This is a genomic window from Methylomonas sp. DH-1, from assembly GCF_046097555.1.
Taxonomy (GTDB): Bacteria; Pseudomonadota; Gammaproteobacteria; order Methylococcales; family Methylomonadaceae; genus Methylomonas; species Methylomonas koyamae.
Map to the genome: position 1 here is coordinate 101,958 of NZ_CP143090.1, position 26,654 is coordinate 128,611.

General features: G+C 52.4%; 20 protein-coding genes and 3 pseudogenes. 15 read left to right on the forward strand and 8 right to left on the reverse strand.

Annotated features, from left to right (window positions below; all coding sequences use genetic code 11):
• Window positions 1-40: 40 nt before the first annotated feature.
• A complete protein-coding gene (locus VXJ35_RS23065) occupies window positions 41-364 on the forward strand; it encodes a hypothetical protein (RefSeq protein WP_064023715.1) in 324 nt (107 codons plus the stop codon).
• Window positions 365-430: 66 nt separating this feature from the next.
• Here the strand turns inward: VXJ35_RS23065 and VXJ35_RS23070 are convergent, their stop codons facing one another.
• Window positions 431-844, reverse strand: coding sequence for a DUF2703 domain-containing protein (locus VXJ35_RS23070; RefSeq protein ID WP_064023716.1), 414 nt, complete (start codon window positions 842-844; stop codon window positions 431-433).
• A gap of 173 nt (window positions 845-1,017) precedes the next feature.
• A complete protein-coding gene (locus VXJ35_RS23075; protein WP_064023717.1) occupies window positions 1,018-1,302 on the reverse strand; it encodes a hypothetical protein in 285 nt (94 codons plus the stop codon).
• 600 nt (window positions 1,303-1,902) lie between these two features.
• Between VXJ35_RS23075 and VXJ35_RS23080 the strand changes: the two are divergent.
• A pseudogene (locus VXJ35_RS23080) lies at window positions 1,903-2,679 on the forward strand (IS256 family transposase); the annotation flags it as partial.
• A 33-nt stretch (window positions 2,680-2,712) separates the two neighbouring features.
• On the opposite strand, the gene VXJ35_RS23085 reads toward VXJ35_RS23080, so the two are convergent.
• The gene (locus VXJ35_RS23085) at window positions 2,713-3,960 is read right to left on the reverse strand and encodes an IS256 family transposase (RefSeq protein ID WP_064023669.1); all 1,248 of its coding nucleotides are present in this window, start codon (window positions 3,958-3,960) and stop codon (window positions 2,713-2,715) included.
• 99 nt (window positions 3,961-4,059) lie between these two features.
• Between VXJ35_RS23085 and VXJ35_RS23090 the strand changes: the two are divergent.
• The 6 genes and pseudogenes from VXJ35_RS23090 to VXJ35_RS23115 all read left to right on the forward strand — a co-directional run.
• A pseudogene (locus VXJ35_RS23090) lies at window positions 4,060-4,539 on the forward strand (transposase); the annotation flags it as partial.
• An 861-nt stretch (window positions 4,540-5,400) separates the two neighbouring features.
• Complete coding sequence (locus VXJ35_RS23095; protein WP_064023718.1) at window positions 5,401-6,636, forward strand: TolC family protein; 1,236 nt, start codon at window positions 5,401-5,403, stop codon at window positions 6,634-6,636.
• Entirely contained in the window at window positions 6,629-8,083 is a 1,455-nt protein-coding gene (locus VXJ35_RS23100) for an efflux RND transporter periplasmic adaptor subunit (RefSeq protein ID WP_064023719.1), read from the forward strand. Before VXJ35_RS23095 ends, VXJ35_RS23100 begins: the two co-directional genes overlap by 8 nt.
• A gap of 2 nt (window positions 8,084-8,085) precedes the next feature.
• Window positions 8,086-11,202 (forward strand): efflux RND transporter permease subunit, encoded by a 3,117-nt coding sequence (locus VXJ35_RS23105; protein WP_064023720.1) that lies wholly within the window; start codon window positions 8,086-8,088, stop codon window positions 11,200-11,202.
• A gap of 149 nt (window positions 11,203-11,351) precedes the next feature.
• On the forward strand, window positions 11,352-11,705 hold the full coding sequence (locus tag VXJ35_RS23110; protein ID WP_064023721.1) for a hypothetical protein: 354 nt from the start codon (window positions 11,352-11,354) through the stop codon (window positions 11,703-11,705).
• 395 nt (window positions 11,706-12,100) lie between these two features.
• Complete coding sequence (locus tag VXJ35_RS23115) at window positions 12,101-13,471, forward strand: SEC-C metal-binding domain-containing protein (protein ID WP_064023722.1); 1,371 nt, start codon at window positions 12,101-12,103, stop codon at window positions 13,469-13,471.
• Window positions 13,472-13,506: 35 nt separating this feature from the next.
• On the opposite strand, the gene VXJ35_RS23120 is transcribed toward VXJ35_RS23115, so the two are convergent.
• From VXJ35_RS23120 to VXJ35_RS23140, 5 genes are all read right to left on the reverse strand, one after another.
• A complete protein-coding gene (locus VXJ35_RS23120; protein WP_064023723.1) occupies window positions 13,507-13,818 on the reverse strand; it encodes an integration host factor subunit beta in 312 nt (103 codons plus the stop codon).
• Window positions 13,819-13,917: 99 nt separating this feature from the next.
• A complete protein-coding gene (locus tag VXJ35_RS23125) occupies window positions 13,918-14,193 on the reverse strand; it encodes an HU family DNA-binding protein (RefSeq protein ID WP_064023724.1) in 276 nt (91 codons plus the stop codon).
• A 326-nt stretch (window positions 14,194-14,519) separates the two neighbouring features.
• A complete protein-coding gene (locus VXJ35_RS23130) occupies window positions 14,520-14,993 on the reverse strand; it encodes a hypothetical protein (RefSeq protein ID WP_082881130.1) in 474 nt (157 codons plus the stop codon).
• A gap of 130 nt (window positions 14,994-15,123) precedes the next feature.
• Window positions 15,124-15,879 (reverse strand): DUF3944 domain-containing protein, encoded by a 756-nt coding sequence (locus VXJ35_RS23135; protein ID WP_064023725.1) that lies wholly within the window; start codon window positions 15,877-15,879, stop codon window positions 15,124-15,126.
• Window positions 15,880-15,979: 100 nt separating this feature from the next.
• Complete coding sequence (locus VXJ35_RS23140; RefSeq protein ID WP_064023726.1) at window positions 15,980-16,804, reverse strand: hypothetical protein; 825 nt, start codon at window positions 16,802-16,804, stop codon at window positions 15,980-15,982.
• A gap of 327 nt (window positions 16,805-17,131) precedes the next feature.
• On the opposite strand from VXJ35_RS23140, the gene VXJ35_RS23145 reads away from it, so the two are divergent.
• The 7 genes and pseudogenes from VXJ35_RS23145 to VXJ35_RS23175 all read left to right on the forward strand — a co-directional run bounded on the left by VXJ35_RS23145 (window position 17,132) and on the right by VXJ35_RS23175 (window position 26,542).
• Window positions 17,132-17,692: a recombinase family protein gene (locus tag VXJ35_RS23145; protein WP_064023727.1), complete on the forward strand. Its 561-nt coding sequence runs from the start codon at window positions 17,132-17,134 to the stop codon at window positions 17,690-17,692.
• A 2-nt stretch (window positions 17,693-17,694) separates the two neighbouring features.
• Entirely contained in the window at window positions 17,695-20,661 is a 2,967-nt protein-coding gene (locus VXJ35_RS23150; protein WP_064023728.1) for a Tn3 family transposase, read from the forward strand.
• 129 nt (window positions 20,662-20,790) lie between these two features.
• Window positions 20,791-21,065, forward strand: a pseudogene (locus tag VXJ35_RS23155) (transposase); the annotation flags it as partial.
• On the forward strand, window positions 21,060-21,233 hold the full coding sequence (locus VXJ35_RS23160) for a hypothetical protein (protein WP_157199368.1): 174 nt from the start codon (window positions 21,060-21,062) through the stop codon (window positions 21,231-21,233). The pseudogene VXJ35_RS23155 and the gene VXJ35_RS23160, both read left to right, overlap by 6 nt.
• Before the next feature lie 203 nt (window positions 21,234-21,436).
• Entirely contained in the window at window positions 21,437-23,662 is a 2,226-nt protein-coding gene (locus VXJ35_RS23165; RefSeq protein ID WP_064023729.1) for a type I secretion system permease/ATPase, read from the forward strand.
• Entirely contained in the window at window positions 23,659-25,002 is a 1,344-nt protein-coding gene (locus tag VXJ35_RS23170; RefSeq protein ID WP_064023664.1) for an HlyD family type I secretion periplasmic adaptor subunit, read from the forward strand. The genes VXJ35_RS23165 and VXJ35_RS23170 overlap by 4 nt, the downstream gene beginning before the upstream one ends.
• A complete protein-coding gene (locus tag VXJ35_RS23175) occupies window positions 24,992-26,542 on the forward strand; it encodes a TolC family protein (RefSeq protein ID WP_231914932.1) in 1,551 nt (516 codons plus the stop codon). Before VXJ35_RS23170 ends, VXJ35_RS23175 begins: the two co-directional genes overlap by 11 nt.
• Window positions 26,543-26,654: the final 112 nt, after the last annotated feature.

Sequence of the window (26,654 nt, forward strand, 5' to 3'; positions counted from 1 at the left end):
CGCTATAGAAACAACTTACAAACTCCTTTTGGAACAAATCATGAAATCAAAATTACTGATTACCTTTTTTTTTGCGCAATATTTACTATCAGGGTGCAGCCTCTTTGACCGGCATGCGATGGCACCTGATCTTGCCATACAGCATGCAGCATTAACCAAACACTTCGAAGATGAAGCGAACGAATTGCAGACCAAGATAGAGGAACACAAAAAATTTCTCAGCCAATTTGAGTCAAAAAGCTTTTTATACGGTAGACATGCGAACGATCTTAAAGCGCACAGCCAAGAAGTGATTGATCTTTACCAGCAGGCCGTCACTGCAAATCAAGACATGGCGGAGATGTTGCGGCAAGCAGATCATTAGTTGTATTCGTAACGCCACCACTCTCTCAGTGATACTAAGCTCAGCGTCGCAGCACCGATACTCACCTTATCGCGGTGGCGCTTCCGGTGTGAGGTCCAACAACTGAGAGGAAGCGACCAAAGCAGCTTTGAGAAAGAGTTTCTCGGGGATAGTCTCGAATGTAGTTCCCTCTACCTCTACCGTTCGACACTCTGATTCGCCACAAACAGAACAGCAACGACTGCTCCCGACTCTCGCACCGAGCCATTCCTCCATGGGTCTGCCCGCGATCCAAATGCGGTTGGACTCGGAGGGGTCGGCCTTGAATGATTTTTCGTTTATCTCTCTGATCTCAAGGGTTGGCTCAATGCCCAAGGGGCGGAGCGCTTCCTTGAGTTTACTGATGGCGCTCTGCATTTCCTGATACGTGGCATGGCAGCGATCACATGTGTTCCCGCCTGAGCTCACGAGCCTCTGCCAAATTATCGGTAGCGATTTCATAACAATGATCCCTTTCTGAGGTGTTCAACAAGTTCTACGCTTAATCCGATAATTCCGATTAAGAAGCCGCAACACTTGATTTAAAGACCAATTAGGGCCTTTCTTGGTCGCTGGCAGCAACAAGAGTCAAACAGTTTGGGACGAAGCAAATCCCAATCTGTGGCACGCTGTACCTATTGTTTTGGCTCATGATCCATCATGTGCTGGTCACCTGCGCAACATCCCATGCCATTCATCATATCGTGCATGTGCCCCATGTGCTCCATATGTTGATCCATCATTTCCTTGCGTTTCTCTGGGTTCTTAGTCTTGCGCATTTCGGCAATTTCCTTTTCCATCTTCTTCAGTTGGTCCTGCATTTCCTTTTCGGACATTGGTTTCTGTTGCTCTTCAGCAGCAAATGCAATAGGACTGCTCAATACTATCAAAGCAATTATGAATAGAGCGGATGTTTTCATGATATTTTTCCTAACGAACTGATAGAACAGTGGATGGAAATCCTTATGGCTGTCGCAGCCCGAAGGCAGGCATAGATAAAGGGCTCATATCAAACTCCTTCTTCGGATTTTTCATATATCACGATTTCAGCAACTGCACAATTAGAACAAATACCAGTATTACCAAAACTCCATTCATTTAGCCATTATTGTTTCCTTGTGTTTGGCAACTTCGCTGGTGACATTTGGCGACAACTGAAAGTTATTCATAGATACTTTAACAATTTACACTGGCCCCAAGCTCTATTTTTACCTTTTTCTCAAGATCGGCTGAGCACTATTTGCAGTACAGTTGACCTTTACCACCACCGGAGCGATTTGTTCTGTTTTCGCCATGCTAGCGATCATGTCGCGTAAGCCCAGCCACAATCATTTACACCAATAGCAATGTGAATTTTTCGTTACGGCCTTTTGGCCAAAAAGTAAACGATGGATATGATTCGGAAGGAATACTAAGATTCGGAGCTATAACTAAATCTGGTGTTTGGAGTTGAAGAGAAGCGGCGTATCTGGTTGATTATTTGTGACCAAACAAAACGATCAACCGAGGAATACGCCACGATGAAGAAGAGTAATGTAATCGACCTGTCGAGTCGAGAAGAGAACGCCGATCCTTTGACCGACCTGATTCGGCAAGGGGCGCGCAAGCTGATTGAGCAAGCGATCGAAGCCGAATTGGCGATCTATCTGGAAGCCTTCAGCGAGCGGAAGCTGAACAATGGCCGGGCAGCGGTGGTCCGCAACGGTTATCAGCCGGAACGTGAGATTCAGACCGGCATCGGCCCCGTATCCGTTAAAGTGCCGAAGGTTCGGGCGAAAGACGGCCAAAGCGCTACCTTTCGTTCGGCTCTGGTACCGCCGTATGTCCGTAAGACACGTTCTCTGTCTGCCGCGTTGCCCTGGCTATACCTGAAAGGCATTTCCACGGGTGAAATGGAAGCGGCGCTGGAAGTGTTGGTGGGGTCGGAAGCCAAGGGGCTATCGGCCAGTACCGTGGCGCGTTTAAAACGCGATTGGGCAGCCGAATATACCGATTGGCGAGCGACTCGCCTGGATCGTGACCAATGGGTTTATGTGTGGGCCGACGGCATCTATAGCGGTTTACGAGCGGAAGACGCCAAACTGTGTGCCTTAGTCATCATCGGCGTCAATGAGCGCGGCGAGAAGCGCTTTCTGGCGATTGAAGACGGCGTGCGCGAATCGACGCAGAGTTGGCGGGAAGTGCTGCAGGGTCTGAAGGCGCGCGGCATGAATGCCCCTAAGCTGGCCATAGGTGACGGCGCGATGGGCTTCTGGTCGGCGCTGGACGAAGTCTACAGCGACACCCGGCAGCAACGCGAGCTATTGTCAAATCTGGTGTTCAGGGCTAAATCAAGCGGCGATCCGGTCAGTGGTATCGACTTCAATGCCATCCTTGAATGGGATGCCGGTAATCACTTTGGCAAGATAATCAAATCCTCGCTGGCGACGCCAGGTTTTCTCGGCTGATTGACCCAGTTTAAACAGCATGTGCAGCATGCCATCCCGCGAGAGACAGCCCTTGGCTCGGGTAGTCCGGTGCCGGATGGTGGCGAAGGTCGATTCAATGGGGTTGGTCGTTCGGATGCTTTGCCAGTGCTGTGCCGGAAAGTCATAGAACGCCAATAGTTCATTTCGATCCTTGTACAAACACTCAACCGCCTTGGGATATTTGGCCTCAAACAGCGTGGCAAACTGATCAAATGCCCGCTCAGCATGCTGTTGGGTGTCAGCCTGCCAGATGTCGTAGAGCGATTGCTTCATCTTCGGCTGTACCGATTGCGGCACACGGTTCAGCACATTGTTCATCTTGTGTACCCAGCAGCGTTGCTGCCGGGTGTCGCTGTAGACTTCGTCCAGCGCCGACCAGAAGCCCATCGCGCCGTCACCTATGGCCAGCTTAGGGGCATTCATGCCGCGCGCCTTCAGACCCTGCAGCACTTCCCGCCAACTCTGCGTCGATTCGCGCACGCCGTCTTCAATCGCCAGAAAGCGCTTCTCGCCGCGCTCATTGACGCCGATGATGACTAAGGCACACAGTTTGGCGTCTTCCGCTCGTAAACCGCTATAGATGCCGTCGGCCCACACATAAACCCATTGGTCACGATCCAGGCGAGTCGCTCGCCAATCGGTATATTCGGCTGCCCAATCGCGTTTTAAACGCGCCACGGTACTGGCCGATAGCCCCTTGGCTTCCGACCCCACCAACACTTCCAGCGCCGCTTCCATTTCACCCGTGGAAATGCCTTTCAGGTATAGCCAGGGCAACGCGGCAGACAGAGAACGTGTCTTACGGACATACGGCGGTACCAGAGCCGAACGAAAGGTAGCGCTTTGGCCGTCTTTCGCCCGAACCTTCGGCACTTTAACGGATACGGGGCCGATGCCGGTCTGAATCTCACGTTCCGGCTGATAACCGTTGCGGACCACCGCTGCCCGGCCATTGTTCAGCTTCCGCTCGCTGAAGGCTTCCAGATAGATCGCCAATTCGGCTTCGATCGCTTGCTCAATCAGCTTGCGCGCCCCTTGCCGAATCAGGTCGGTCAAAGGATCGGCGTTCTCTTCTCGACTCGACAGGTCGATTACATTACTCTTCTTCATCGTGGCGTATTCCTCGGTTGATCGTTTTGTTTGGTCACAAATAATCAACCAGATACGCCGCTTCTCTTCAACTCCAAACACCAGATTTAGTTATAGCTCCAGCAACGCTGCTGGGTACACAAGATGAACAATGTGCTGAACCGTGTGCCGCAATCGGTACAGCCGAAGATGAAGCAATCGCTCTACGACATCTGGCAGGCTGACACCCAACAGCATGCTGAGCGGGCATTTGATCAGTTTGCCACGCTGTTTGAGGCCAAATATCCCAAGGCGGTTGAGTGTTTGTACAAGGATCGAAATGAACTATTGGCGTTCTATGACTTTCCGGCACAGCACTGGCAAAGCATCCGAACGACCAACCCCATTGAATCGACCTTCGCCACCATCCGGCACCGGACTACCCGAGCCAAGGGCTGTCTCTCGCGGGATGGCATGCTGCACATGCTGTTTAAACTGGGTCAATCAGCCGAGAAAACCTGGCGTCGCCAGCGAGGATTTGATTATCTTGCCAAAGTGATTACCGGCATCCCATTCAAGGATGGCATTGAAGTCGATACCACTGACCGGATCGCCGCTTGATTTAGCCCTGAACACCAGATTTGACAATAGCTCTAAGATTCGTGACTCTGCGCACACGGGGGGCAGCTAGTAAAACTATCAAAGCGATACCGCAAAAACTCGCCGCTCGCGATGTCTTGCTCTATACTTTAAAGGATGACGTTAATGAATCTTTGGCTTGAGCCAAGTATTCATTTTTTGTTTTTGATAGGGAAACTTTACGCTTGGGATTGAATCCACGCTTTATTCGCGATAGGTTTCAAGAGCATTAAACACATCAATTGATCTTAGTGGCGAAATGACCGTGGGATTTTTTCGACATCATCACTATCAGACCGTTATGGTGCTGATCATGTTGACTAGCTGGCTCTTCATGCTGGTGTCGTCAACGTGTGCGATGCCGATGCCTGCGCAAATGCAAATACCAGTGACGGACACGATGCCAGTTGGTTGTTCCGATTCGGCGCATCATGGCGCCGCAGCGACACAACTCTCACCAAACCAAAACTGTACACTCAAGGCTTGTCCGGACTCCCAGCCTAACCCCGCGCTAAATTTCAAAATCGATAAGCCTGATCTACCCGTTTTTATCTTGTGCCTGACTTGGCTAAGTCTTTATATTTTTAGCCCATTACCCTGCCTTTTTACCCGTCATAGACAACGAAGACCGACTGCCAATCCCATACCGATACGCTATCGGTTCTGTACCTTTCTGAATTAGCCATTTCTCCCAGGTAACCCGCGCCTTGTAGGCGTGATAGGGCTTCATGCTTTGGCGTGAGCTTGTGTTTCCATTGCTTGGAGAAAATGATGTACCCCTTGTTATATCCCACGCCCCTTGATCGGGTGTCTTGGCCCTATTGGGCGCTCGGTTGCTGTCTGATGATTTTTATCAGCATAGTCCATGCCGATGAAGCGATTTTATCTATTGAACAGGCTGTTCAACTAGCTCAGGCGGGCAATCCCGGTCTTGCTGAAATTAAAGCGCGTGCCGAAGCACTGGCCACTATTCCTTCGCAGGAAGGTGCACTTCCAGACCCAACGCTTAGTTTCGATACACTGAATGTCCCAACCAGTAGCTTCAGTCTTCACAAGGAAGACATGACCATGATGGATGTTGGCGTCAGTCAGACGATTCCCTTTCCGGGCAAGTTGGCCTTGAAGGAACAAGCGGCGGAACAGGAAGCCCTGGCTGCTGCCGATTCGGTAGATGTCGCCCGTTTGCGTCTGGTTCGCGATGTCAAACAGGCCTGGTGGCGCTTGTTCTATTACGATCGAGCAATCAATGTCATTGCCGAAAGCGAACAATTTTTTCAGCAATTGATCGATACCGCCCAGTCCCGCTACAAAGTTGGTCAGGGGCAACAGCAGGATGTGCTGCTGGCCCAATTAGAACTCTCGAAGCTCAAGGATGAAAAAATCGAGCTGATCAGCATGCGCCACAGTACCGGCATTCAGATCAACACATTGCTCAGCCGCAACTCCACTACCTTGGTAAAACTGCCAGACCAAGCCGAGATCAAGACCCCGGTCTTGGTGGTTGCGGATTTGCAAACACAAGCCATGGAACATAGCCCACGGTTCGAGCAGCATCACAAAATGCTCAGTGCCGCCAAGACCCGCATTGAAATCGCCGAAAAGGATTTCTATCCCGATCTGACACTGGGTGCGGGTTATGCAGTCAGGCAGAACACGCCGTCCGGCGAATCACGTAGTGATTTTGCCAGTGTCAAGCTCAGCATCAACTTACCGATCTATGCCGAACAGAAACAGGCTAAGGCAGTCGATCAACGCAATAGTGAGTTATTGCAGGAGCAGTACGCGTTGCAGGATGAGCACAACAAAGTCCATGGTGAAATTGCTACCAATGCTGCCCAATACCAGCACGCCAAACAGCGATTGGCGTTATTTGAGCATGAAATTATTCCCCAAGCACAACAAGCCGTTAGTTCGTTAATGGCCGGGTATCCCGTCGGCAAGGCGGACTTCAGTAATTTGCTCCGCACCCAGTTGAGCTTGTTTCAGTATCAAAGCCAATATTGGAAATCGTTGGTCGAAACCCAGCAATTGCTGGCGGAATTATCGAATTTAATTGGCGAGGAACTGACTCATGACTAAGCAAGCCATTCTGGTCAGTATATTGACCATGATCATCGGAATCGCCGGCGGCTTTTGGCTGGCGAATAAGCCGCAATCCATGGAAAAGACTGTGTCGGTCGCAGAGCATAAACCACGGTTTTATCGGCATCCGATGAATCCAAAAGTGACGTCTTCGACACCGGCCAAGGATGAAATGGGCATGGATTATCTACCCGTGTATGCCGATGAACTTTCGCCGACATCCCAACCGAACAAAGGGCGCATTCTGTATTACCGCCACCCCATGGGGGCCGCAGACACATCGCCGGTACCGAAAAAGGACGAAATGGGCATGGATTATCTGCCGGTTTACGAAGGCGAGGTAACGAGTTCTAAACTCTTGACGATCAGCCCGGAAAAAATCCAGAAGCTCGGCGTCAAAACCGAGAAAGTTCAATATCGGGATTTAGTGCGTTCTATCCGTGCGCCGGGCAGTATTCAAGTTGATGAGCGTCGGTTACATGTCATCAATGCCAAATTCGAGGGTTGGATACAACGGTTGCTAGTTAATAGCACGGGACAAGCTGTCAAACGCGGCCAGCCATTATTGGAAGTCTACAGTCCTGATCTACTCACGGCTCAACAGGAATACCTGATCGCCAAACAAGGCGAGGCGTCATTGCAACAGGCCAGTCCACAGGCGCTAGCCACCGCGCAGCAACTCACCCGTAATGCCTTAAAGCGGCTGAATTATTGGGATATAGGCCAGGCACAATTGCAACGTTTGCAAGAGCAGGATCGCGTGATCGAAACTCTGTCGTTGCAATCGCCTGTCAATGGCGTCGTGATGGAGAAGCCAGCAGTAGACGGGATGCGTTTTATGCCGGGCGAAATATTGTTCCAGATTACCGACTTGAGTCGCGTGTGGCTGATGGTCGATGTGTTCGAGCCCGATTTAGAGTGGGTCAAAATGGGTCAAGCGGTCGTCGTCGCTTTCAAAGCTTACCCCGATAAATCTTTTCATGGGCAAGTGGGTTTTATCTATCCCACGCTGAATACCGACACGCGCACCATCAAAGTTAGAGTGGACATGGACAACGCGCAAGGTTTTCTGAGGCCTGGTCTATACGGTAGCGTTGAATTAATGGCTACTCAACAACGACACCGAGAACTGAGTATCCCCGATTCGGCTATTCTCGATAGTGGCACGCGGCAGGTGGCACTGGTACAGGTCGATGATGGCCGATTCGAGCCGCGCACCGTAAAGATAGGCCATCAAGCAAACGGATTCAGTGAAGTACTTGAGGGTTTGCAGGATGGCGACAATGTCATCACCCGCGCTAATTTCCTGATCGATGCCGAAAGCAATTTGAAATCGGCATTGGACAGTATGAGTAGCGCAGAGACGATGCCGGAACCTGAGTCTAGCCAGAACGACGCGGCCATGTCAGGGCATGAGCACAATCAACATGTGATGGAGCACTAGCCATGTTGGAACGTGTGATTGCCTGGTCGTTAAAAAATGTGTTTCTGGTGTTGGTCACGACGCTATTTTTAATCTGTGGCGGCATTTACGCCGTGATCAAAACTCCGCTAGATGCCTTGCCTGATTTATCCGATGCCCAAGTCATTGTCTACACGGAATTCCCTGGCCAAGCACCTCAGGTGGTCGAAGATCAAGTCACTTATCCACTGACCACCGCGATGCTGAGTGTGCCGCGATCCAAGGTGGTTCGTGGTTTCTCATTTTTCGGTGCATCCTTTGTGTACGTGATCTTTGAGGATGGTACTGATATTTATTGGGCCCGCTCCAGGGTGCTCGAATATTTAAATTTTGCGGCCGGACGGTTACCACGTGGTGTTACGCCGCAGTTAGGGCCAGATGCCACCGGCGTGGGCTGGGTGTATCAATATGCGTTGTTGGGCAAGGATTACTCCCTGGCAGAACTGCGTACCCTGCAAGACTGGTTTGTGCGCTATCAGTTGACCAAGGCACAGGGAATTGCCGAAGTCGCCAGCGTCGGTGGGTTCGTCCAGCAGTATCAGGTGACCGTCGATCCGCATAAGCTTCAGGCTTACGGTATCCCGCTCAAAACCGTGACCGAAGCCATTGCCAATGGCAACCGCGATGTGGGAGGGCGGGCGATTGAAATGACCGAAACCGAATACATGGTAAGGGGGCGAGGCTATTTGCATGGCACCCACGATCTGGAGCGCCTAGTATTGAAAGTCGCCAATGGCACGCCTGTTTTAGTGCGGGATGTGGCCAGAGTTGAATTGGTACCCGATGAACGTCGCGGTATTACCGAACTGAATGGTGAGGGCGAAGTGGTGTCCGGCATCGCCATCGCTCGCTACGGTCAAAATGCGCTGGAAGTGATTGATAACTTGAAACTGCGGTTAAAGGAAATTACCGCAGGTCTGCCAGCGGGCGTCAGCATAAAAGCGGTGTATGACCGTGCTGATTTGATTCAACGAGCGATCGAGAATTTACGCCATACGCTATTGGAAGAGAGTGTGGTGGTCGCCGTTATTTGTGCGGCATTTCTGTTGCATCTGCGTAGTGCGCTGGTGGCCATCGTCATGCTGCCGGTTGGTGTCCTGATCGCTTTTATCGTCATGCATTTATTGAAGATGAACTCCAATATTATGAGTTTGGGGGGCATCGCCATTGCGATTGGCGCAATGGTCGATGCCGCCATTGTGATGATTGAAAACGTGCATAAGCACCTGGAGCACGATGCCGGAAAATTGCCCAGACACACCATCGTGCTGAATGCCTGCCGGGAGGTCGGGCCGCCATTATTCTTCAGCCTACTAATCATTACCGTGTCGTTCTTGCCAGTGTTCACACTGGAAGCCCAAGAGGGACGGCTATTTCAGCCATTGGCGTACACCAAGACCTTTGCCATGGCCGGAGCCGCGTTGCTTTCGGTCACACTGGTGCCGGTACTGATACTGCTGTTTGTGCGTGGTCATATCCGACCGGAGCAAGACAACCCCGTCAACCGGGTGTTGCTGTGGCTGTATCGTCCGGTGATTACTTGGGTGATGCGTTTTAAGAAAACCACGGTTTTGTTGGCGTCGTTGGTCATGGCTGCGAGTATTTATCCGGCAATGCAATTGGGTGGTGAATTTATGCCGACCTTAAACGAAGGCACGTTGCTGTTCATGCCACAAACATTGCCCGGCATGTCGGTAACCAAAACGGCTGAATTGCTGCAAACTCAGGATCGCATCATCAAAACCTTTCCTGAGGTCGAATCGGTATTCGGCAAAGCCGGGCGCGCGGCCACAGCCACCGATCCGGCACCCTTAGAAATGTCCGAGACGGTGGTCAACCTCAAACCGGAATCGCAGTGGCGGCCTGGTATGACCGTTGACAAACTGATTGCAGAAATGGATCAAGCCCTGCAAATCCCCGGTGTCAGTAATGCCTGGACCATGCCGATTAAAAACCGCATCGATATGTTAGCCACTGGCATCCGCACCCCCGTCGGCGTCAAGTTGTTCGGTAACGACCTGGCGGAAATGGAACGGCTGGCCCAGCAAATCGAACAAGCCATCAAGAACGTACCCGGCACCACCAGTGCTTATGCCGAGCGGATTACCGGGGGATATTATCTGAATATCGATCCTGACTATGACGCCTTAGCTCGCTATGGCTTGATGGTAGGCGACATTCAAAATCTGATTTCAACCGCTATTGGCGGTGAAATGGTGACCACTATGGTTGAAGGCCGGGAACGCTTTGGCGTGATCGTGCGTTATCCGCGCGAACTCAGGAACAGTCCTAGTGCCATAGGCAATCACTTACTGGTAACGACTGCCGATGGCGCCATGATTCCTTTATCGTCGGTTGCACATCTCAGCTTATCCAAAGGACCGCCCGGCATTCGTACCGAAAACTCGCTGCTCTCCGCCTATATCTTTGTCGATTTGCGGGATCGCGATATTGCCAGCTATGTTCATGATGCCAAACTCGCAGTCGAGAAAGCCGTGCAACTGCCTACCGGTTACTACATCACCTGGAGCGGACAATTCGAGTATATGGAGCGTGCCGTTGAGCGATTGAAGATAGTCGTACCGTTGACCATGCTGATCATTTTTATCCTGCTGTATTTGAATTTTGGACGCATGACGGAAACCCTAATCGTCATGTTGTCCGTGCCTTTCGCCCTAGTAGGTGGCGTCTGGTTACTGTGGGCGTTGAACTACAACGTCAGTGTAGCGGTTGGCGTCGGCTTTATCGCACTGGCCGGGGTGGCTGCTGAAACTGGTGTGATTATGTTGATTTATCTGGATCACGCCTATCAAGCGAAAGTCGAAGAATGTAGACAACACGATCAGAATTTTACCCTGAATGAACTCTATACCAGCGTGGTGAGCGGAGCGGCAGAACGGCTGCGGCCCAAGATGATGACAGTGGCTGCCATTATGGCGGGTCTATTACCCATCATGTGGAGTAATGGAACCGGATCGGAAGTGATGCGACGCATTGCTGCCCCGATGGTGGGAGGGATGGTCTCCTCAATGCTGCTGACGCTGATCGTAATCCCTGCAATTTATGCGCTGTTGAAAGGCCATTCGTTGAGGCCACGATGAGCCCAAACCAGTAAATTTCACATTCATAGATACAGGAGGTTTATGACTATAAATACAGTCCAAATGATGCATTAAACAACACCCTTTTAACGACGCAGGACGGCATTTTGATTGCTGTCTGAAGAATTTAACTTAACTGGAGATATCTCATGAAAACCATCACTAAATTATTGGTCGTCACTTCTTTAACGCTGGGAGTTTTATCAGGTTGCCAACAAAACCCCCATCCCATGGATATGAGCGCAGCTATCCAAAGCGCTAAAACCAAGGATGACCATGAGTCTTTGGCAACTCATTATGAACAAGCAGCAAAGGATGCCGAAGTTAAAATGGAAGAACACAAAAAGCTTCTGCAACAGTACAAGCAGCACAGCTACCTATACGGCAAGCAATCCGAAATGTTCCTAGAGCATTGCCAATCGCTAATCAGCTCCTACCAAAAAGCGGTTGATGCCAATACAGCGATGGCTAAAATGCATCATCAAATGGCAGGTACCCAATAAACTCAGTCTTAACTATTGAAGGATTTGAGGGCATGAACGTTTAATTTCGTGCCTTCAAATCAACAGTCAGCATTCTGTTGAATTTCCGCCCGTAACAAAATATTGGTGGTAGGCAGTTTTGGCCGAATTAACGCTACCAAAATGAAGGGTGCGAAAGTTTTCAATATTAGTGGCACAAAATCCGGAATATTTCATTATTTGTGTCAAAAGCGGGTATAGCTTGTGACACAAATAATGAAATATCACTTTAAAATCAATCGACCACTTTTCATTTTTTATGTCACCCGACATATAAAGAAAGTAATTGGAAAGGAAGAAAGTCGTGTCGGGTTGCCGGGCTATGCTGCAAAAATTTCAATGCAATAATCCTGGGGTTGGCTTAAAGTCACCCTGACATGAAAAAACTAGGCCGAAACGATCCCTGCCCTTGTGGCAGCGGTAAAAAATACAAGCAGTGCTGCTTGAAGACAGCAGACGCCCAGATTGCGCATGATCGGGCTGAAGCCGTCCCGAAAGCCATCCAGTGGCTCTTCACGAAGTATGAGCAGCCGGCCCGTGCCGAGATTGATGAAGGTTTTTTTGGTGGACTCGACGACGATGAATATGCCGAGCTTCAGGACCTACCCGAGGACTCGTATACCGGCATTATGATCAATGCCATGGAATGGCTGCTGGCAGATGGCGTGCTGACCCTCAAAGACCAGGACTATCGTGTTGCGGATTTGTTACTTGGAAAGGGTGGTCCGCTATTGTCTGCTGAACAGCGACAATGGCTTGAGCGTCTAACAGCCCTACCCCTCAGGCTTTACGAAATTGTGGCGGTGGTGCCCGGCAAATGCCTGACATTAAGGGATGTGATGCTGCCCGAACGCCCGCCCGTTCTCGTCCAGGAAAAATCAGGCTCACAACAAGCTAACCGGTATGACCTGATCGCGGCACGCATCGTGCCGTTTGACGTTCATTTTGAACTGTCCGGCGCCGTTTACTCTTTCCCCCGCCAACAAAGCTGGGATTTGTTGGAAGAACTCAAAGACGAATTAGAGGGCGTCGAGCCGGATTCTGCTCTCGCCAAGGAAATCACTAGTGCCATCATCCCGTTTCACTGGCTCCAGTTATTTGTCAGGGCCTTTGAAATGCCGCCAGTGGTTGATCATGTCACGGGTGAATCGCTGCTGTTCGTGACTGATCATTACCGGGTTCTGGACTGGGACGCATTGGACCAGGCCTTGACCAGGGCAGCGGATATCGAAGGCAATCGTGATGCAGGTTGGAGCCGTATATTTGTAGGCGAAGATGGGCTGACACGGCAAAGTCTCAGTATTCATCCCAGCAAACGCCAGGATCGAATCAAAGTGTCCTATCATACTCAACAGTATGCGGACAAAGGCAGACCTTGGTTCGAAGCGGTTTCAGGCACTACGGTGGCCTTTATCAGCCGGGAACTGGCCGCCCCCAAAGGCATGCTGGCTAATATGCAGCCTCATGACATCCCGGAAAGGTCGGAACCGATACCCCTGCCACCCGAGATAATAGGCGAGCTCATAGAGAAAAGAATTCGGCAGCTTTACGCTGACTGGGCTGACAAGCCATTACCGATATTGAACAATCAAACGCCGCGCGAGGCCATCAGAACCCCGGAAGGATTGGAACAAGTCAAATTCTTGCTGCACACCTACGAACATGGCGAAGCCCAGCAAGCCAAAGCGCAACACCGCCCTCCGGTTTCCTATGAATTTCTTTGGCAGTCAGTAGGGATCGCGTCGTAAGTACCGGGGATAGTTAATCTGATCCCAGGACAGGGTTAAAGGTCTTTAATGGTGGGGAACGCCAGTTTCGAAGCATTGACCCGGTTGCGCAAATCAAGACCCGGTTTAAAATGAACGGTGTGCCGACTCGGTAGACTGACAGACTCCCCGGTCTTGGGATTCCTACCCATACGGGCTTTGCGGGGAATCGTTGAAAAACCACCAAATCCACGAATTTCAATTCGTTCGCCAGTGGCGACAGCGGTAGTCAAAACATCAATGATAGTGTTGACAGCGAGCTCTACGTCTTTTTGCAGCAGGTGCGCTTGCTTGGCGGCCAGCGCACCCATCAGTTCCGATTTTGTCATCTGAAATGTCGAAGGTTCGACGGTGAGTTAATCGTCGAATCATAGCGCAGTTTCAAGAGGACTTCGAGCCACTCAACGCCCTCTATTTCTCAAGAGAATTTAACCGTTAACGGCGTCTTTTAAAGCCTTTCCGGCTTTAAAGCCTGGTAGTTTTGCCGCAGCAATGGTCAGTCCAGCGCCGGTTTGCGGATTGCGGCCTTGACGCTCGGCACGTTCCTTGACTTCGAAAGTGCCAAACCCCACTAACGATACCGAATCGCCGTTTTTCAAGGTATTTTGAATGGCACTGAGGATGCCATCCAAGCCCCGCCCGGCATCGGCTTTACTGAGATTCGCATGGCTGGCAATGGCGTCAATGAGTTCGGATTTATGCATGGTTTCCTCAAAAGGTGGGATGTAAAAACTAGGCGTTGATGATCGCAGTTTCAACATGTTCCTTCAAGCAAATCAGTCTGGAAGGCGTGTAAACCGGAACCGCAAAATTTATGTACCAGTAGCGAATGTCGGCTTATAAAATTCGCAAATTGTCGCAACCGACCCGTTGCTGTCTATCACTTAATCTGATTCAATGGGGGGTAACCACAGAATTCGGAAAAAATCGTACGCTAAGCCACCATTCCTCTTTCTTTAGCTTTGTAAGCTTCAGCGGCGTGTCTACATGGATAGAAGCCTTTTAGGAAAGGCTTCTGACAACTGGTGAATTAACTTTTACTAGTAGAAGCGGCAATGCCTCCAGAGACAACGGCGCCAGTAGTAGCGCCCGTAGCAGCTACTACCATTGTTCCACCTGCCATACCTGCTCCTCCGGCAGCCAATGAACCACCACCCAAGGCTGCCAATGAAGCATTTGTAAGGGCGGCCCCAGACAAGGTACTGATTGCTGTTCCGGTACTAGCTGAACCAAGAAGTCCCGCGCCACCTGCGGTAGCGGCAAGGGGGCCAGCGTATGCAAGTGCCGCTCCTCCGGTAGCTACAGTTGCCGCGACAACAGCTACCGTTTTGCCAGGGTTCTCTGAAACAATATCTATTACTTTATCAAGTCCTCCGCCTATCCCTTCAATTACTACGGTAGTGACCACAGAATCAATGCAACGTCCAGTTCCCTCTACTGCATCAACAATAATGTTTCCCACGGGTTCAAAAACATATTCACATAAGGCATCAAAAATACTCATAACAGACTCCTAAAATTGGAAAAACTTTTACAATAATTTTTTGTATCACCGATGAATATAACGAATTCTTTATAAGAATTTTGTTAGCTTTTTAACAAAATTTTGCTATAAAAAATAGTTATAGATTTGTTCAACCAAACGATATTTCTCCTACCTGTTTCGAATACAAATGCTTTTGCCTAAGTGCTGCAATCTGTATCACGGCAGGAATTGTTACCCTATATGCAGGACTGGCTATGTCTATAGCCGTCCATACGCCAGTAATTGCCCAACCTATGGGACCGGTTAAAATGGCCATTGTTCGTGTTAATGCGGCATTTCCGGCAAAAGAAAGCCCACGTCCAATCAATGCTTTCAAAACGGCATTCACGATTATTAATGTTAGCTGATAGGACTTGAATCCCCCAGCACGAAATACAGCCTGAAATAGAGCAACAAACGCTTCAGCATTCATTGCGCTTACATTTTCAATGCCAACAGCCTCGGCGAGTTTCTTCAGTTCTTCAGGGCTCATACTCTCCAATGCATCAGTTAATATTTTCAATAAAAGATTATTTTCAATTTTTTCCGTGGTTGATTCTTTGTTGTAATTGACTTTCATTTTGTCGCAAACATCCATAAGAACTTCTCTATATACAACTCCTTTTCCACCTCGAAAAATAGTAGCTAGTGTATTTGCACCGAAGCACTGAATTTCTGCCGCGATTAACTCCCAGTATTTTTGATGATCTGGGCAGTGCTTTTTATATAGATCGTACCCAGTAAGTTCCTCTGTAATTCTTGAGCTGCCATCCTTGTTGTGAGTAAGGCAATATACCAAGTCATTCAAATCCTCTGAGCTGATAGTGGAAAGAAATTCAAGATCGTTGTCATATCTATATGCCATTGTTAATCCTAATGTGATGTGGGAAGGTTGTGGTAAATTGAAAAATCATAAGAAGGAAAGTAATTTTTACCTAATTTATATATTTGATTTAATTAAATAATCATTCCTTTGTTAGGAATGTTGGTCCGTTTGGATTTGTTAAGGCGTCATCTACCCACGCAGTGGCTGTTCCTCGGCTGTATAATTCTAGCCAGTTAATAAAATCATCGAATACTTCAGTAAGTATTGACTCAATTGGTAATTCATCCTTCATGGTTTTAAATAAATATACCAATTTGGTTATTTCATGATCATGCATTTTTGGACAAAATTCATAAATAAGTGCCGCTACCTCGGTTTGAACTGGCCAAAGATGCGATTGATCCATCCTTTTTATAGGTTGCCCATTCTCTGACAATGTAGGTAATTTGTTCTTTCCAGCAGTAAATTGATAAGGCGACGGCTTTAATAGACGTGTTGATCTAAAAAGAGCATTCTTAATATTACGGACACACCATGAATTCAATGAAGTATTCTCCACGCTAGCAACATATCCGATATTTCTCTTTAGATCGTCATCCATTCGCAGCGTTAATGTTTCGCTTGAATTCTCTATTCCGGACGTACCTTTTAATGCATCAATTTTTCCAAAATCATTCGTATGCCTCTCCAGCCAACGAATGGCTTGATTAATTTCAACCGGTGCTATGGTGTCACGGTAATTTGTCTCGCCCGTTGCGAGATTTTGGTACTTCTCATTACGAAACACGAAGAAGAGTTTCCCAAGTCGATTTCGATAGAGTTGCTGAACAAAAGGATAGTGAGCAGCTAAGGGATTAATTGGCTCAAGATCACTTTCGGTGATGTATTCATGAATCAACGTCGATGTTTCCGTGTTGTAGGCTTTGCCTTGAATGACTCGTTTTAACGGTTTGAATTTGTACATGTGTATTCATAAGAAAATAACTTGAACACAAGTGTACCTAAGAAAAATTTATAATCAAGTTAATTTTACTTGAACACAAATAAGTTTGTTAAAGGGGGCACCTCATGAAACGGAAATGATCGTACGTTAAATCAATGTAATGACGCCAAGAGCCGTATTGCTCTTGGGTTATGTCACCAGGTGTCCAGTTGGCGTATACCCTAACCTGATGTCAGGTTGTGCACTGTTTTGACGTCAGTATAGAGTATGTTTTTGCAAATATTGACACATGCTGCTAAAGACTATAGATTTTATCCTGACACTTTTGGTTTTTTGAGGGCTGTTCATTTGCAAGGGCATCGGATTGGTTACATTAGAGTCAGCTCGTTCGACCAAAATCCAGAACGGCAACTGGAACAGGTCGAGGTCAGTAAAGTTTTTACCGATAAGGCGTCTGGCAAAGATACCGAACGCCCCGCCTTGGACGAGCTACTTGCGTTTGTTCGAGAAGGCGATACGGTCGTCGTGCATAGCATGGACCGCTTGGCGAGAAATCTGGATGACTTACGGCGCTTGGTTCAGCAATTAACCAAACGCGGCGTGCGCATCGAGTTCGTCAAGGAATGCTTGACTTTCACTGGCGAAGATTCGCCGATGGCCAATTTATTGCTTTCTGTCATGGGAGCGTTTGCCGAGTTCGAACGGGCGCTGATCCGCGAACGGCAGCGCGAAGGCATCGCGCTGGCCAAACAGCGCGGCGCTTACCGGGGGCGCAAGAAAGCACTATCGACTGAGCAGGTAGCAGAGTTACAAAGCCGGGCCAGTGCCGGCGAGCAGAAAGCCAAGTTGGCCCGCGAGTATGGCATTAGCCGCGAAACTCTATACCAATATTTGAAGACCACTGAGTAATAATGTCCAGGCGCTTGGTTTTGTCCGCTACGGAACGGGGCGGTTTGCTGGCCTTGCCTGATACTCAAGACGACCTGATTCGCCATTACACTTTCAATGAATCCGACTGGGCTCTGATTCGACAGCGCCGGGGCGATGCCAATCGCCTTGGTTTCGCGGTGCAGCTTTGTCTATTGCGCTACCCTGGTTACGCTTTAGCTGCGAATGCAACTGTAGCGGAATCGGTAATCCACTGGATCGCCGGCCAAATCAAGACCGATCCCGGCGCTTGGCGAAAATACGGCGAGCGCGATGAAACGCGGCGCGAACATTTCCAGGAACTGCGCGGCTATCTTGGAGTATCGGCCTTCGGATTATCCGATTTCCGGTTTCTGGTGAAAACACTGGCCGATCTCGCCATGCAAACCGATAAAGGTGTAGTGTTAGCGGCTCATGCTTTGGAAGCACTGCGCCAACGCAAAGTGATTCTACCGACGCTTACCGTGATTGAGCGAGCCTGTGCCGAAGCTATCACCCGTGCGAATCGCAGCATCTACCGGGCGTTGGCCCAGCCGCTCACGGCGTTGCATCGACAACGGCTCGACGATCTGCTGAAAATCAAGCCTGATTCCAACACGACTTGGCTGGTTTGGCTACGCCAGTCACCTTTGAAGCCTAATTCCCGCTACATGCTGGAGCATATTGAGCGGCTGAAAACCTTTCAGGCAATTGCTTTGCCGGACGGAATTGGTCGGCATATTCATCAGAACAGACTATTAAAAATCGCACGCGAAGGCGGGCAAATGACGCCGCAGGACCTCGGCAAGTTTGAAAGCGAACGCCGATATGCCACGCTCGTGGCTGTAACCTTGGAAAGCACGGCTACCATTATCGACGAAATTATCGATCTACATGACCGCATCCTGCTGAAATTATTCAGCGCAGCCAAGCACAAGCATCAACATCAGTTCCAACAACAGGGCAAGGCGATAAACGACAAGGTACGATTATTCTCAAAAATCGGCCACGCATTATTGGATGCCAAGCATTCGGATAGCGATCCTTACGCCGCAATCGAATCTGTTATTTCCTGGGACGACTTCCAGCAAAGCATCATCGAAGCGGATCAACTGGCCAAACCCGCAGCATTCGATCACTTACACTTGATTGCCGAGCAGTTCAGCACTCTCCGCCGCTATACGCCGGATTTTCTGGACGTGCTGACGTTACGAGCGGCACCGGCGGCGCAGAACCTGCTGGATGCCATTAAGGTGATTCGCACGATGAACGGTGCCGGCAATCGCAAAGTGCCGACTGATGCGCCGACAGCTTTTATCAAGCCGCGTTGGAAGTCGCTGGTACATACCGACCAAGGGCTTGACCGTCGCTTCTATGAAATCTGTGCACTCACCGAACTGAAAAACGCGCTCCGTTCCGGCGACATCTGGGTACAGGGTTCCCGGCAATTTCGCGACTTCGACGAATACCTGTTGCCTTCCGGGAAATTCCAAGAACTCAAACAGGCAAAAGCATTGCCGGTCGCCGTCAATCCGGATTGCGAACAATATCTGCATGATCGGTTGCAGTTGCTCGAACAGCAACTGAGCACGGCCAATCGTCTGGCAGTGGCTAATGAACTTCCCGATGCCATCATCACCGATTCCGGGCTGAAAATCACTCCTTTGGAGGCCGTCGTTCCCGAAGCCGCGCAACAATTGATCAACCAGGCGGGCATGTTACTGCCCCGCATCAAGATCACCGAATTATTGATGGATGTGGATGACTGGACCGGCTTCAGCCGATATTTTGTGCATTTAAAGGATGGAGAACCGGCTAAGGACCGCACTTTATTGCTATCGGCAATCTTGGCCGACGCCATTAATCTGGGACTCACCAAAATGGCCGAGTCTTGCCCCGGCACAACTTACGCCAAACTGTCATGGCTTCAAGCTTGGCATATCCGGGACGAAACCTATTCCGCCGGATTAGCCGAGTTAGTGAATGCCCAGTTCAATCATGCGTTTGCCGAAAACTGGGGCGATGGCTCGACGTCGTCTTCCGACGGCCAGCGTTTTCGGGCTGGCGGCAAGGGCGAAAGTTCGGGTCATGTCAATCCGAAGTATGGCAGCGAACCGGGCCGATTGTTCTATACCCACATTTCCGACCAGTACGCCCCATATCACATCAAAGTCGTGAATGTCGGTATCCGCGATTCGACCTATGTGCTCGATGGTTTGCTGTATCACGAATCGGATTTGCGTATCGAAGAGCATTACACCGATACCGCTGGCTTTACCGATCATGTCTTCGCGCTCATGCATTTACTGGGCTTTCGCTTTGCACCTCGCATTCGCGATTTGAAGGATACCAAGCTGTATATACCAAAAAGCGGCCAAGATTACCCAGCGTTGCAGAGTATGATCGGCGGCAACTTGAATATCAAAAGCATCCAAACGCATTGGGACGAGATACTACGGCTTGCGACATCGATCAAACAAGGCACTGTCACCGCGTCGTTGATGTTGCGAAAACTGGGTAGTTACCCACGGCAGAATGGACTGGCTGTGGCCTTGCGCGAACTGGGCCGTATCGAGCGAACCTTGTTCATTCTGGATTGGTTGCAAAACGTAGAACTGCGCCGACGTGTCCATGCGGGACTGAATAAGGGCGAGGCCCGCAATGCCTTAGCCAGAGCGGTGTTTTTTAATCGCTTGGGTGAAATTCGCGACCGCAGCTTCGAGCAACAGCGCTATCGGGCCAGCGGCCTCAATTTGGTCACGGCAGCTATCGTCTTATGGAATACGGTCTATCTGGAAAGGGCCATCGAAAAACTACGGGAATTGGACAAGCCTGTTGACGATGCGTTACTACAATACCTATCGCCGTTGGGTTGGGAGCACATCAATCTGACTGGTGATTACATTTGGCGGCAGAGCCGAAAGATTGAAGAAGGGCAATTCAGGCCGCTACGAACCACTGAAAAGTCTTAGCGTACTATTTTTTCCGAATTCTGTGGCTACCCCTTTTATGCCCAACAAATAATCATGGGCAGTATCGGTGTGCACCCAGTAATATGAGCGAAAGCCATACCTTCGTGTTTTTTCGAGCGACTATAGCCGTTCGCATACAAGAACCACGTCAACGTTGATAATGCCCACAAGCTGGTGCGCAAATACGCCGCCACCGATGCCAGCGTCCACGACTCCCAAGCCCTGAACGGCTTGCTCGATAGCGGCAACACCAGCCGCGACGTCTGGGCCGACAGCGCCTATCGATCCGAAGCGACCGAAGCCGGATTCACCGCAAAGGGGTTCGCGACAAACCGCTGACCGACCGGGAAAAACAAGGCAACAGCACCCGATCCAAAACCAGTTGTCGGGTCGAGCACGTGTTTGCCTGGATGGTGCATATTCCGATCAAACCCGCCACCGATTCCGACTTCAAAGCCGCCACGCATTCCGATACCAAAACAGCCGTTGGCGCCGATGGTCTATTTCACGGCGCAAATGTTGACGATGTTTCAATCTTAGCGTTCGCGCGCATTGCCGACCGGTTCCCCTAGACAAATGCGGCATCGCAAGCTAGATTTGCCCGGTCTTTTCGCCGATCGGGTTTGCCGTTAGCGGCGAGGTTTGAAGTTATTTAACGCTATTCCATTCGTCTTTTGCCAAGGATGCCAGTGCTCGATTCGCGACTACTCCGCTTGATCAGTGAGTTCAGGTGGGGTTCACTCACAGACCTTTCAGCCTCGACCAGCCGTTGTAAATGAACTCTACCACCCCAATCCCCGCCGACCTGGATACCGGTCTGGCCGCGTTGTTGATGATGGCCGCCTTCCACGGCGTCGCCGCCGACGAAGCCGCCTTGCGCCACGAGTTCGGGCCGGCGTTGGTGCCGGATCGCGAAGGGCGCTGTCGCTTCGATAACCGAGCACTGCAACTGGCCGCGCAACGCTTGGGCTTGACCGCCAAGCCGCGCCGGCAGGATCCGAAACGTTTGGCGCTAGCGCCGTTGCCGGCGATCGCGTTGGGCAAGGACGGCCGTTATTTCATCCTAGCCAAATACGATGCCGGGCCGCCCGCGCCTGCCGGCCCTGACCAAGGCGGGCCTGCGCCCACCCATGGCGGCTCACCCAACGCCGGCGGCAAAGCCTTGATCCAGCGCCCCGGCGAGCCGCCGGCGGTGATGACCCTGGCCGAATTGCTGGCGAGTTGGACCGGCGAGCTGTTGTTTTTTACCTCCAAGGCCAGCTATGCCGGCGAGGCGGCCCAGTTCGATTTCACCTGGTTCATTCCGGCCTTGATCAAGTACCGCAAACTGTTCGGCGAAGTGTTGTTGATTTCGCTGGTGTTGCAGCTGATCGGCCTGGTCACGCCGTTGTTTTTCCAGGTGGTGATGGACAAGGTGCTGGTCAACCACGCGATGAAAACCTTGAACGTGATCGCGATCGGCCTGATCGGAGCGATGCTGTTCGAAGCCGCCTTGTCCGGTATCCGCACTTGGGTGTTCGCTCATACCAGCAGCAAGATCGATGTGGAGTTGGGCGCCCGCTTGTTCAAGCATTTGTTGGCCTTGCCCACCGCCTATTTTCAAGCCCGCCGGGTCGGCGATTCGGTCGCCCGAGTCCGCGAGTTGGAGAATATCCGTTCGTTTCTGACCGGTAATGCCATCACCTTGTTGCTGGATTTGCTGTTCTCGGTGATCTTCATCGGCGTGATGCTGTATTACAGCGCCTGGCTGACCCTGATCGTCGTAGTATCGATACCGCTGTATATCCTGTTGTCGGTCGTGTTCACCCCGGTGATTCGGGCTCGATTGGACGAGAAATTTAACCGTAGCGCCGAAAGCCAGGCTTTTTTGGTGGAGACCATCAGCGGCATCGACACGGTCAAGGCCATGGCGGTCGAACCGCGTTGGACCCAACACTGGGAGAAGCAACTGGCCGCTTACGTTAGCGCCGGCCTGTCGGTCACCCAAGCCGCCACCTTGGCCGGCGGCGGCGTCAATCTGATCAGCAAACTGGTGACCGCCGCGATCATGTGGCTGGGCGCCACGCTGGTAGTCGACGGTCAGTTGACCGTCGGCGAGCTGGTGGCCTTCAACATGTTGTCCGGCCAAGTCTCGGCCCCGATTTTGCGGCTGGCGCAGCTGTGGAACGACTTTCAGCAAGTCGGCATCTCGATGCGCCGCTTGGGCGACATTCTCAATACCCGCAGCGAAGTCATGGGCCAAAAGACCCGGCTACCGCGGATTGCCGGCGCGATCGAGTTCGACCAGGTGTCGTTCCGTTACCGGCCGGATGCGCCGGACGTGATTCGCGGGGTCGACTTACGCATCGCGCCGGGCGAAGTGATCGGCATCGTCGGTCGCTCCGGCTCCGGCAAAAGCACCTTGACCAAGCTGGTGCAGCGCTTGTTCGTACCGGACCGCGGCCGGGTGTTGATCGACGGCCACGACATCGGCATCATCGACACCGCTTCGCTACGCCAACAAATCGGCGTGGTGTTGCAGGAAAATACTCTGTTCAACCGTTCGATTCGCGACAATATCGCCTTGGTCAACCCGGCCTTGCCGTTCGAAGCCGTGATCGAAGCCGCCAAACTGGCCGGCGCCCACGAGTTCATCTGCGAATTGCCGGAAGGTTACGACACGCTGGTCGGCGAACACGGCACCGGTTTATCCGGCGGCCAGCGCCAACGCATCGCCATCGCCCGGGCGTTGATCAGCAACCCGCGCATCCTGATCTTCGACGAAGCCACTAGCGCCTTGGACTACGAGTCTGAAAAAGTCATTCAGGACAATATGCGCCGCATCTGCCAAGGCCGCACCGTATTGATCATCGCCCACCGCTTGTCGGCGGTGCGCGATGCCAACCGTATCGTGGTCATGGAGCGCGGCCAGATTGCCGAGGCCGGCCGGCATCAGGAATTATTGCAAGTGCCGAACGGCATCTACGCCCACCTTTACCAATTGCAGCAGGCCGGCGCATGAGTCTGCGCTACCGCTGGCAAGCCTACGCCGAACTGTGGGGCCGTTACCGCGACACCTTCCGTTACTTTTGGCGGCAACGGCGGGAACTGGATAGTCCGCCACGTTCGAACGACGAAGCCGAATTTCTGCCGGCCGCCCTGGCCTTGCAGGCCCAACCGGTTTCGCCACTGGGCCGCGGCGTGGCCTGGTTGTTGATGGCACTGGTCGCCGCGACGCTGGCCTGGGCCTGGTTCGGCGAAGTGGACATCATCGTCAACGCCGCCGGCAAGATCATCCCCAGCGCCCGCACCAAAACCATCGCCTCGGTCGATACCGCCAGCGTCGCGGCGATTTACGTCCGCGAAGGCCAATTCGTCCGCCAAAGCGAGCCGCTATTGGATCTGGACAGCAGCGCCTTCGATGCCGAACGCGACAAGGCCAGAGCCAATGTCGTCGAAGCCCGCTTGCAACAGGCCAGGGCCCAAGCGCTGATCGACGCCATCGACCGCGGCAGGCCGCCGGTTTTGATTCGGCCCGAACAAGTAGCCGAGGCCAAATACCAAGCCGCGTTGGCGCATCTGGAGGGCCAGTACCGCGACTTCACCGCCAAGCGGCAACGCCTGGACGGCGATATCGCCCGCTACGCGTCGGCGCTGCCGCTGGTCGCGCAACAAGCCCGCGACTTCCAGGCCCTGGCCGAGGCCCACGACGTCGCCCCGCACGCCTATCTGGAAAAAGAACAGGCCCGCATCGAACTGCAAGGCCAACTCGACAGCGCCAAAAACCAACGCGCGGCGCTGATCGCCGAAACCCGCAAACTGGCCTTCGACGAACACACCCAAGCCGGCAAACTGGCCAGCGACGCCGAACAGGACGCCGCCCGCGCCGACGCCCATGGCCGTTTGCTCAAACTGAGCGCGCCGGTGTCCGGCACCGTACTGCAACTCGCGGCCCACACCGTTGGCGGCGTGGTCGCGGCGGCTCAACCCTTGTTGCAGATCGTGCCGCAAGACAGCACGGTCGAAGTGGACGCCAGCCTGGAAAACAAGGACATCGGCTTCGTCCAGGAAGGCCAGAGCGCCGAAGTAAAGATCGACGCCTTCCCCTATACCAAATACGGCACCGTCACCGGCCGGGTGGCCCATGTCTCGCGCGATGCGATTCAAGACGAGAAAAAAGGCTTGATCTACAGCGTGCGCATTGCCCTCGACCAGGTGACGCTGGCGGTCGACGGCCACGATGCGGCGCTGTCGCCCGGCTTGTCGATCCAGGCCGACATCAAAACCGGCCGGCGCAGGGTCATCGAATACGTACTGACGCCACTGTTGCAGCACGGCCGGGAAAGCTTGCGTGAGCGTTAAGTCCGGAACGGCGCGAACCGCGTGCCACCCCCGCCGTTCGAGCAAAGTCATCACGCTGGGTTTGGCGCTGAGTCTGCTACCGGTGCCGGCGCTGAGTTTTGATTGGGCCGCCGTACCTAATATCCCCGATGTGCTCGACGATCCGCTCGATACCCGGCCGCCGGTGCTGGAACAGGGCGCGGTGTTGCCGGGCGACCGGCACGGCATCGTCTGTCCGGTCGAAAAGGACTTTGCCGCGCCGTTGCTGCTGGACGAGGCGGTGGATCTGGCCTTGTGCCACCATCCGCAAGCCCAAGCCGCCTGGGCCGAGCTCAAGATCCAGGCCGCCAATCTCGGTGTGGCCAAGGCCGGCTATTGGCCGACCGTGAACGCGGCGGTCAACCATCTGAACAGCTATTACCAATATCCGGACTCGCCCCTCCCTTCGAGCGAAACCGACGGCTTTACCTTGTACGGCAATCTGAGTTGGCGCTTGTTCGACTTCGGCGGCCGTGCCGCCAATCTGGCCGCCGCCAACTGGCTGTTGACCCAGGCCTTGGCCAACCAGGACGCGGTGTTTCAACGCCTGCTGGACGGCGTGATTCAAGCCTATTTCGACGCCCAAACCGCCCATGCCCAACGGCAGGCCAAGACCGAAAGCGAAGCGTTGGCCGGCCAAACCCTGGCCAGCGCCCGCCGCCGCGAGGCCAGCGGGGCCAGCAGCCGTAGCGATACTCTGCAAGCCGAAACCGCCCTGGCCAAGACGGCATTGGGGCGCAGCCGGGCCGACGGTGATTACCGCAAAGCCTTGGCGGTACTGCGCCAGGCCATGGGGATCGCCCCGGAAACGGTATTGACCCTGCCGGAGAATGCCGAGCCTGAGCAAACGGGGGAAACGCTGGCCCAAGACGGCCGCGACCTGCAAATCTGGCTGGCCGAGGCCAAACGTCGCCATCCAGCCATCGTCGCGGCCGAGGCCCAATGGGAAGCCGCCAAGCAGCGCATCGTGCAAGCCCGGTCCGAAGGCCTGCCGACGCTGGACTTCAGCCTGAACGCCTACCAAAACGGCTACCCCAATCAAGCCCTGTCGCAAAACCAAACCCGGGTGGAAACCATCGGCATCAACCTGACCATCCCGCTGTTCGAAGGCTTTGCCCGTACCTACAAAATCCGCGGCGCTCAAGCCCAAGCCGAACAACGCGCGGCCGAACTGGCCGACACCGAGCGGCAGACCCTGCTGAACGTGGTCAAGGCCCACGCCGAAGCCGAAGCGGCACTGCGGAATCTGAGCTATTCGGCGACTTGGCTGGATAGCGCGCAAACTGCCGTCGCCAGCTCGCAGCGGCGTTACGACAAAGGCGCCGCCGACATTCTGGAACTACTGAATACCCAGACCGCACTAGCCGACGCCCGCCAGGAGCGCCTGCGCACCCTGGCCGACTGGCGAGCGGCCCGCTTGCGCTTGTTCACCAGCACCGGCCTGCTGGGCCGGGACATGATCGAACAGGCCGAAGGGCGAGCCAGAAACGGGAAGCCGGTCATCACCACCCCAGAAAGATGAACTCAAAGGATCGGCGTTCGCGTATTCGACGGCTAAAGCTTGTCGAATAAGCCAAACAAAGACGAAATCTGATAATTGGCAACAATATCGATACCCGAAACCTAATCGTCCC

Coding starts and splice junctions, on each gene's coding strand:
- VXJ35_RS23065 (WP_064023715.1), top strand. CDS start 41: ATGAAATCAAAATTACTGATTACCTTTTTTTTTGCGCAATATTTACTA.
- VXJ35_RS23070 (WP_064023716.1), bottom strand. CDS start 844: ATGAAATCGCTACCGATAATTTGGCAGAGGCTCGTGAGCTCAGGCGGG.
- VXJ35_RS23075 (WP_064023717.1), bottom strand. CDS start 1,302: ATGAAAACATCCGCTCTATTCATAATTGCTTTGATAGTATTGAGCAGT.
- VXJ35_RS23085 (WP_064023669.1), bottom strand. CDS start 3,960: ATGAAGAAGAGTAATGTAATCGACCTGTCGAGTCGAGAAGAGAACGCC.
- VXJ35_RS23095 (WP_064023718.1), top strand. CDS start 5,401: ATGATTTTTATCAGCATAGTCCATGCCGATGAAGCGATTTTATCTATT.
- VXJ35_RS23100 (WP_064023719.1), top strand. CDS start 6,629: ATGACTAAGCAAGCCATTCTGGTCAGTATATTGACCATGATCATCGGA.
- VXJ35_RS23105 (WP_064023720.1), top strand. CDS start 8,086: ATGTTGGAACGTGTGATTGCCTGGTCGTTAAAAAATGTGTTTCTGGTG.
- VXJ35_RS23110 (WP_064023721.1), top strand. CDS start 11,352: ATGAAAACCATCACTAAATTATTGGTCGTCACTTCTTTAACGCTGGGA.
- VXJ35_RS23115 (WP_064023722.1), top strand. CDS start 12,101: ATGAAAAAACTAGGCCGAAACGATCCCTGCCCTTGTGGCAGCGGTAAA.
- VXJ35_RS23120 (WP_064023723.1), bottom strand. CDS start 13,818: ATGACAAAATCGGAACTGATGGGTGCGCTGGCCGCCAAGCAAGCGCAC.
- VXJ35_RS23125 (WP_064023724.1), bottom strand. CDS start 14,193: ATGCATAAATCCGAACTCATTGACGCCATTGCCAGCCATGCGAATCTC.
- VXJ35_RS23130 (WP_082881130.1), bottom strand. CDS start 14,993: ATGAGTATTTTTGATGCCTTATGTGAATATGTTTTTGAACCCGTGGGA.
- VXJ35_RS23135 (WP_064023725.1), bottom strand. CDS start 15,879: ATGGCATATAGATATGACAACGATCTTGAATTTCTTTCCACTATCAGC.
- VXJ35_RS23140 (WP_064023726.1), bottom strand. CDS start 16,804: ATGTACAAATTCAAACCGTTAAAACGAGTCATTCAAGGCAAAGCCTAC.
- VXJ35_RS23150 (WP_064023728.1), top strand. CDS start 17,695: ATGTCCAGGCGCTTGGTTTTGTCCGCTACGGAACGGGGCGGTTTGCTG.
- VXJ35_RS23165 (WP_064023729.1), top strand. CDS start 21,437: ATGAACTCTACCACCCCAATCCCCGCCGACCTGGATACCGGTCTGGCC.
- VXJ35_RS23170 (WP_064023664.1), top strand. CDS start 23,659: ATGAGTCTGCGCTACCGCTGGCAAGCCTACGCCGAACTGTGGGGCCGT.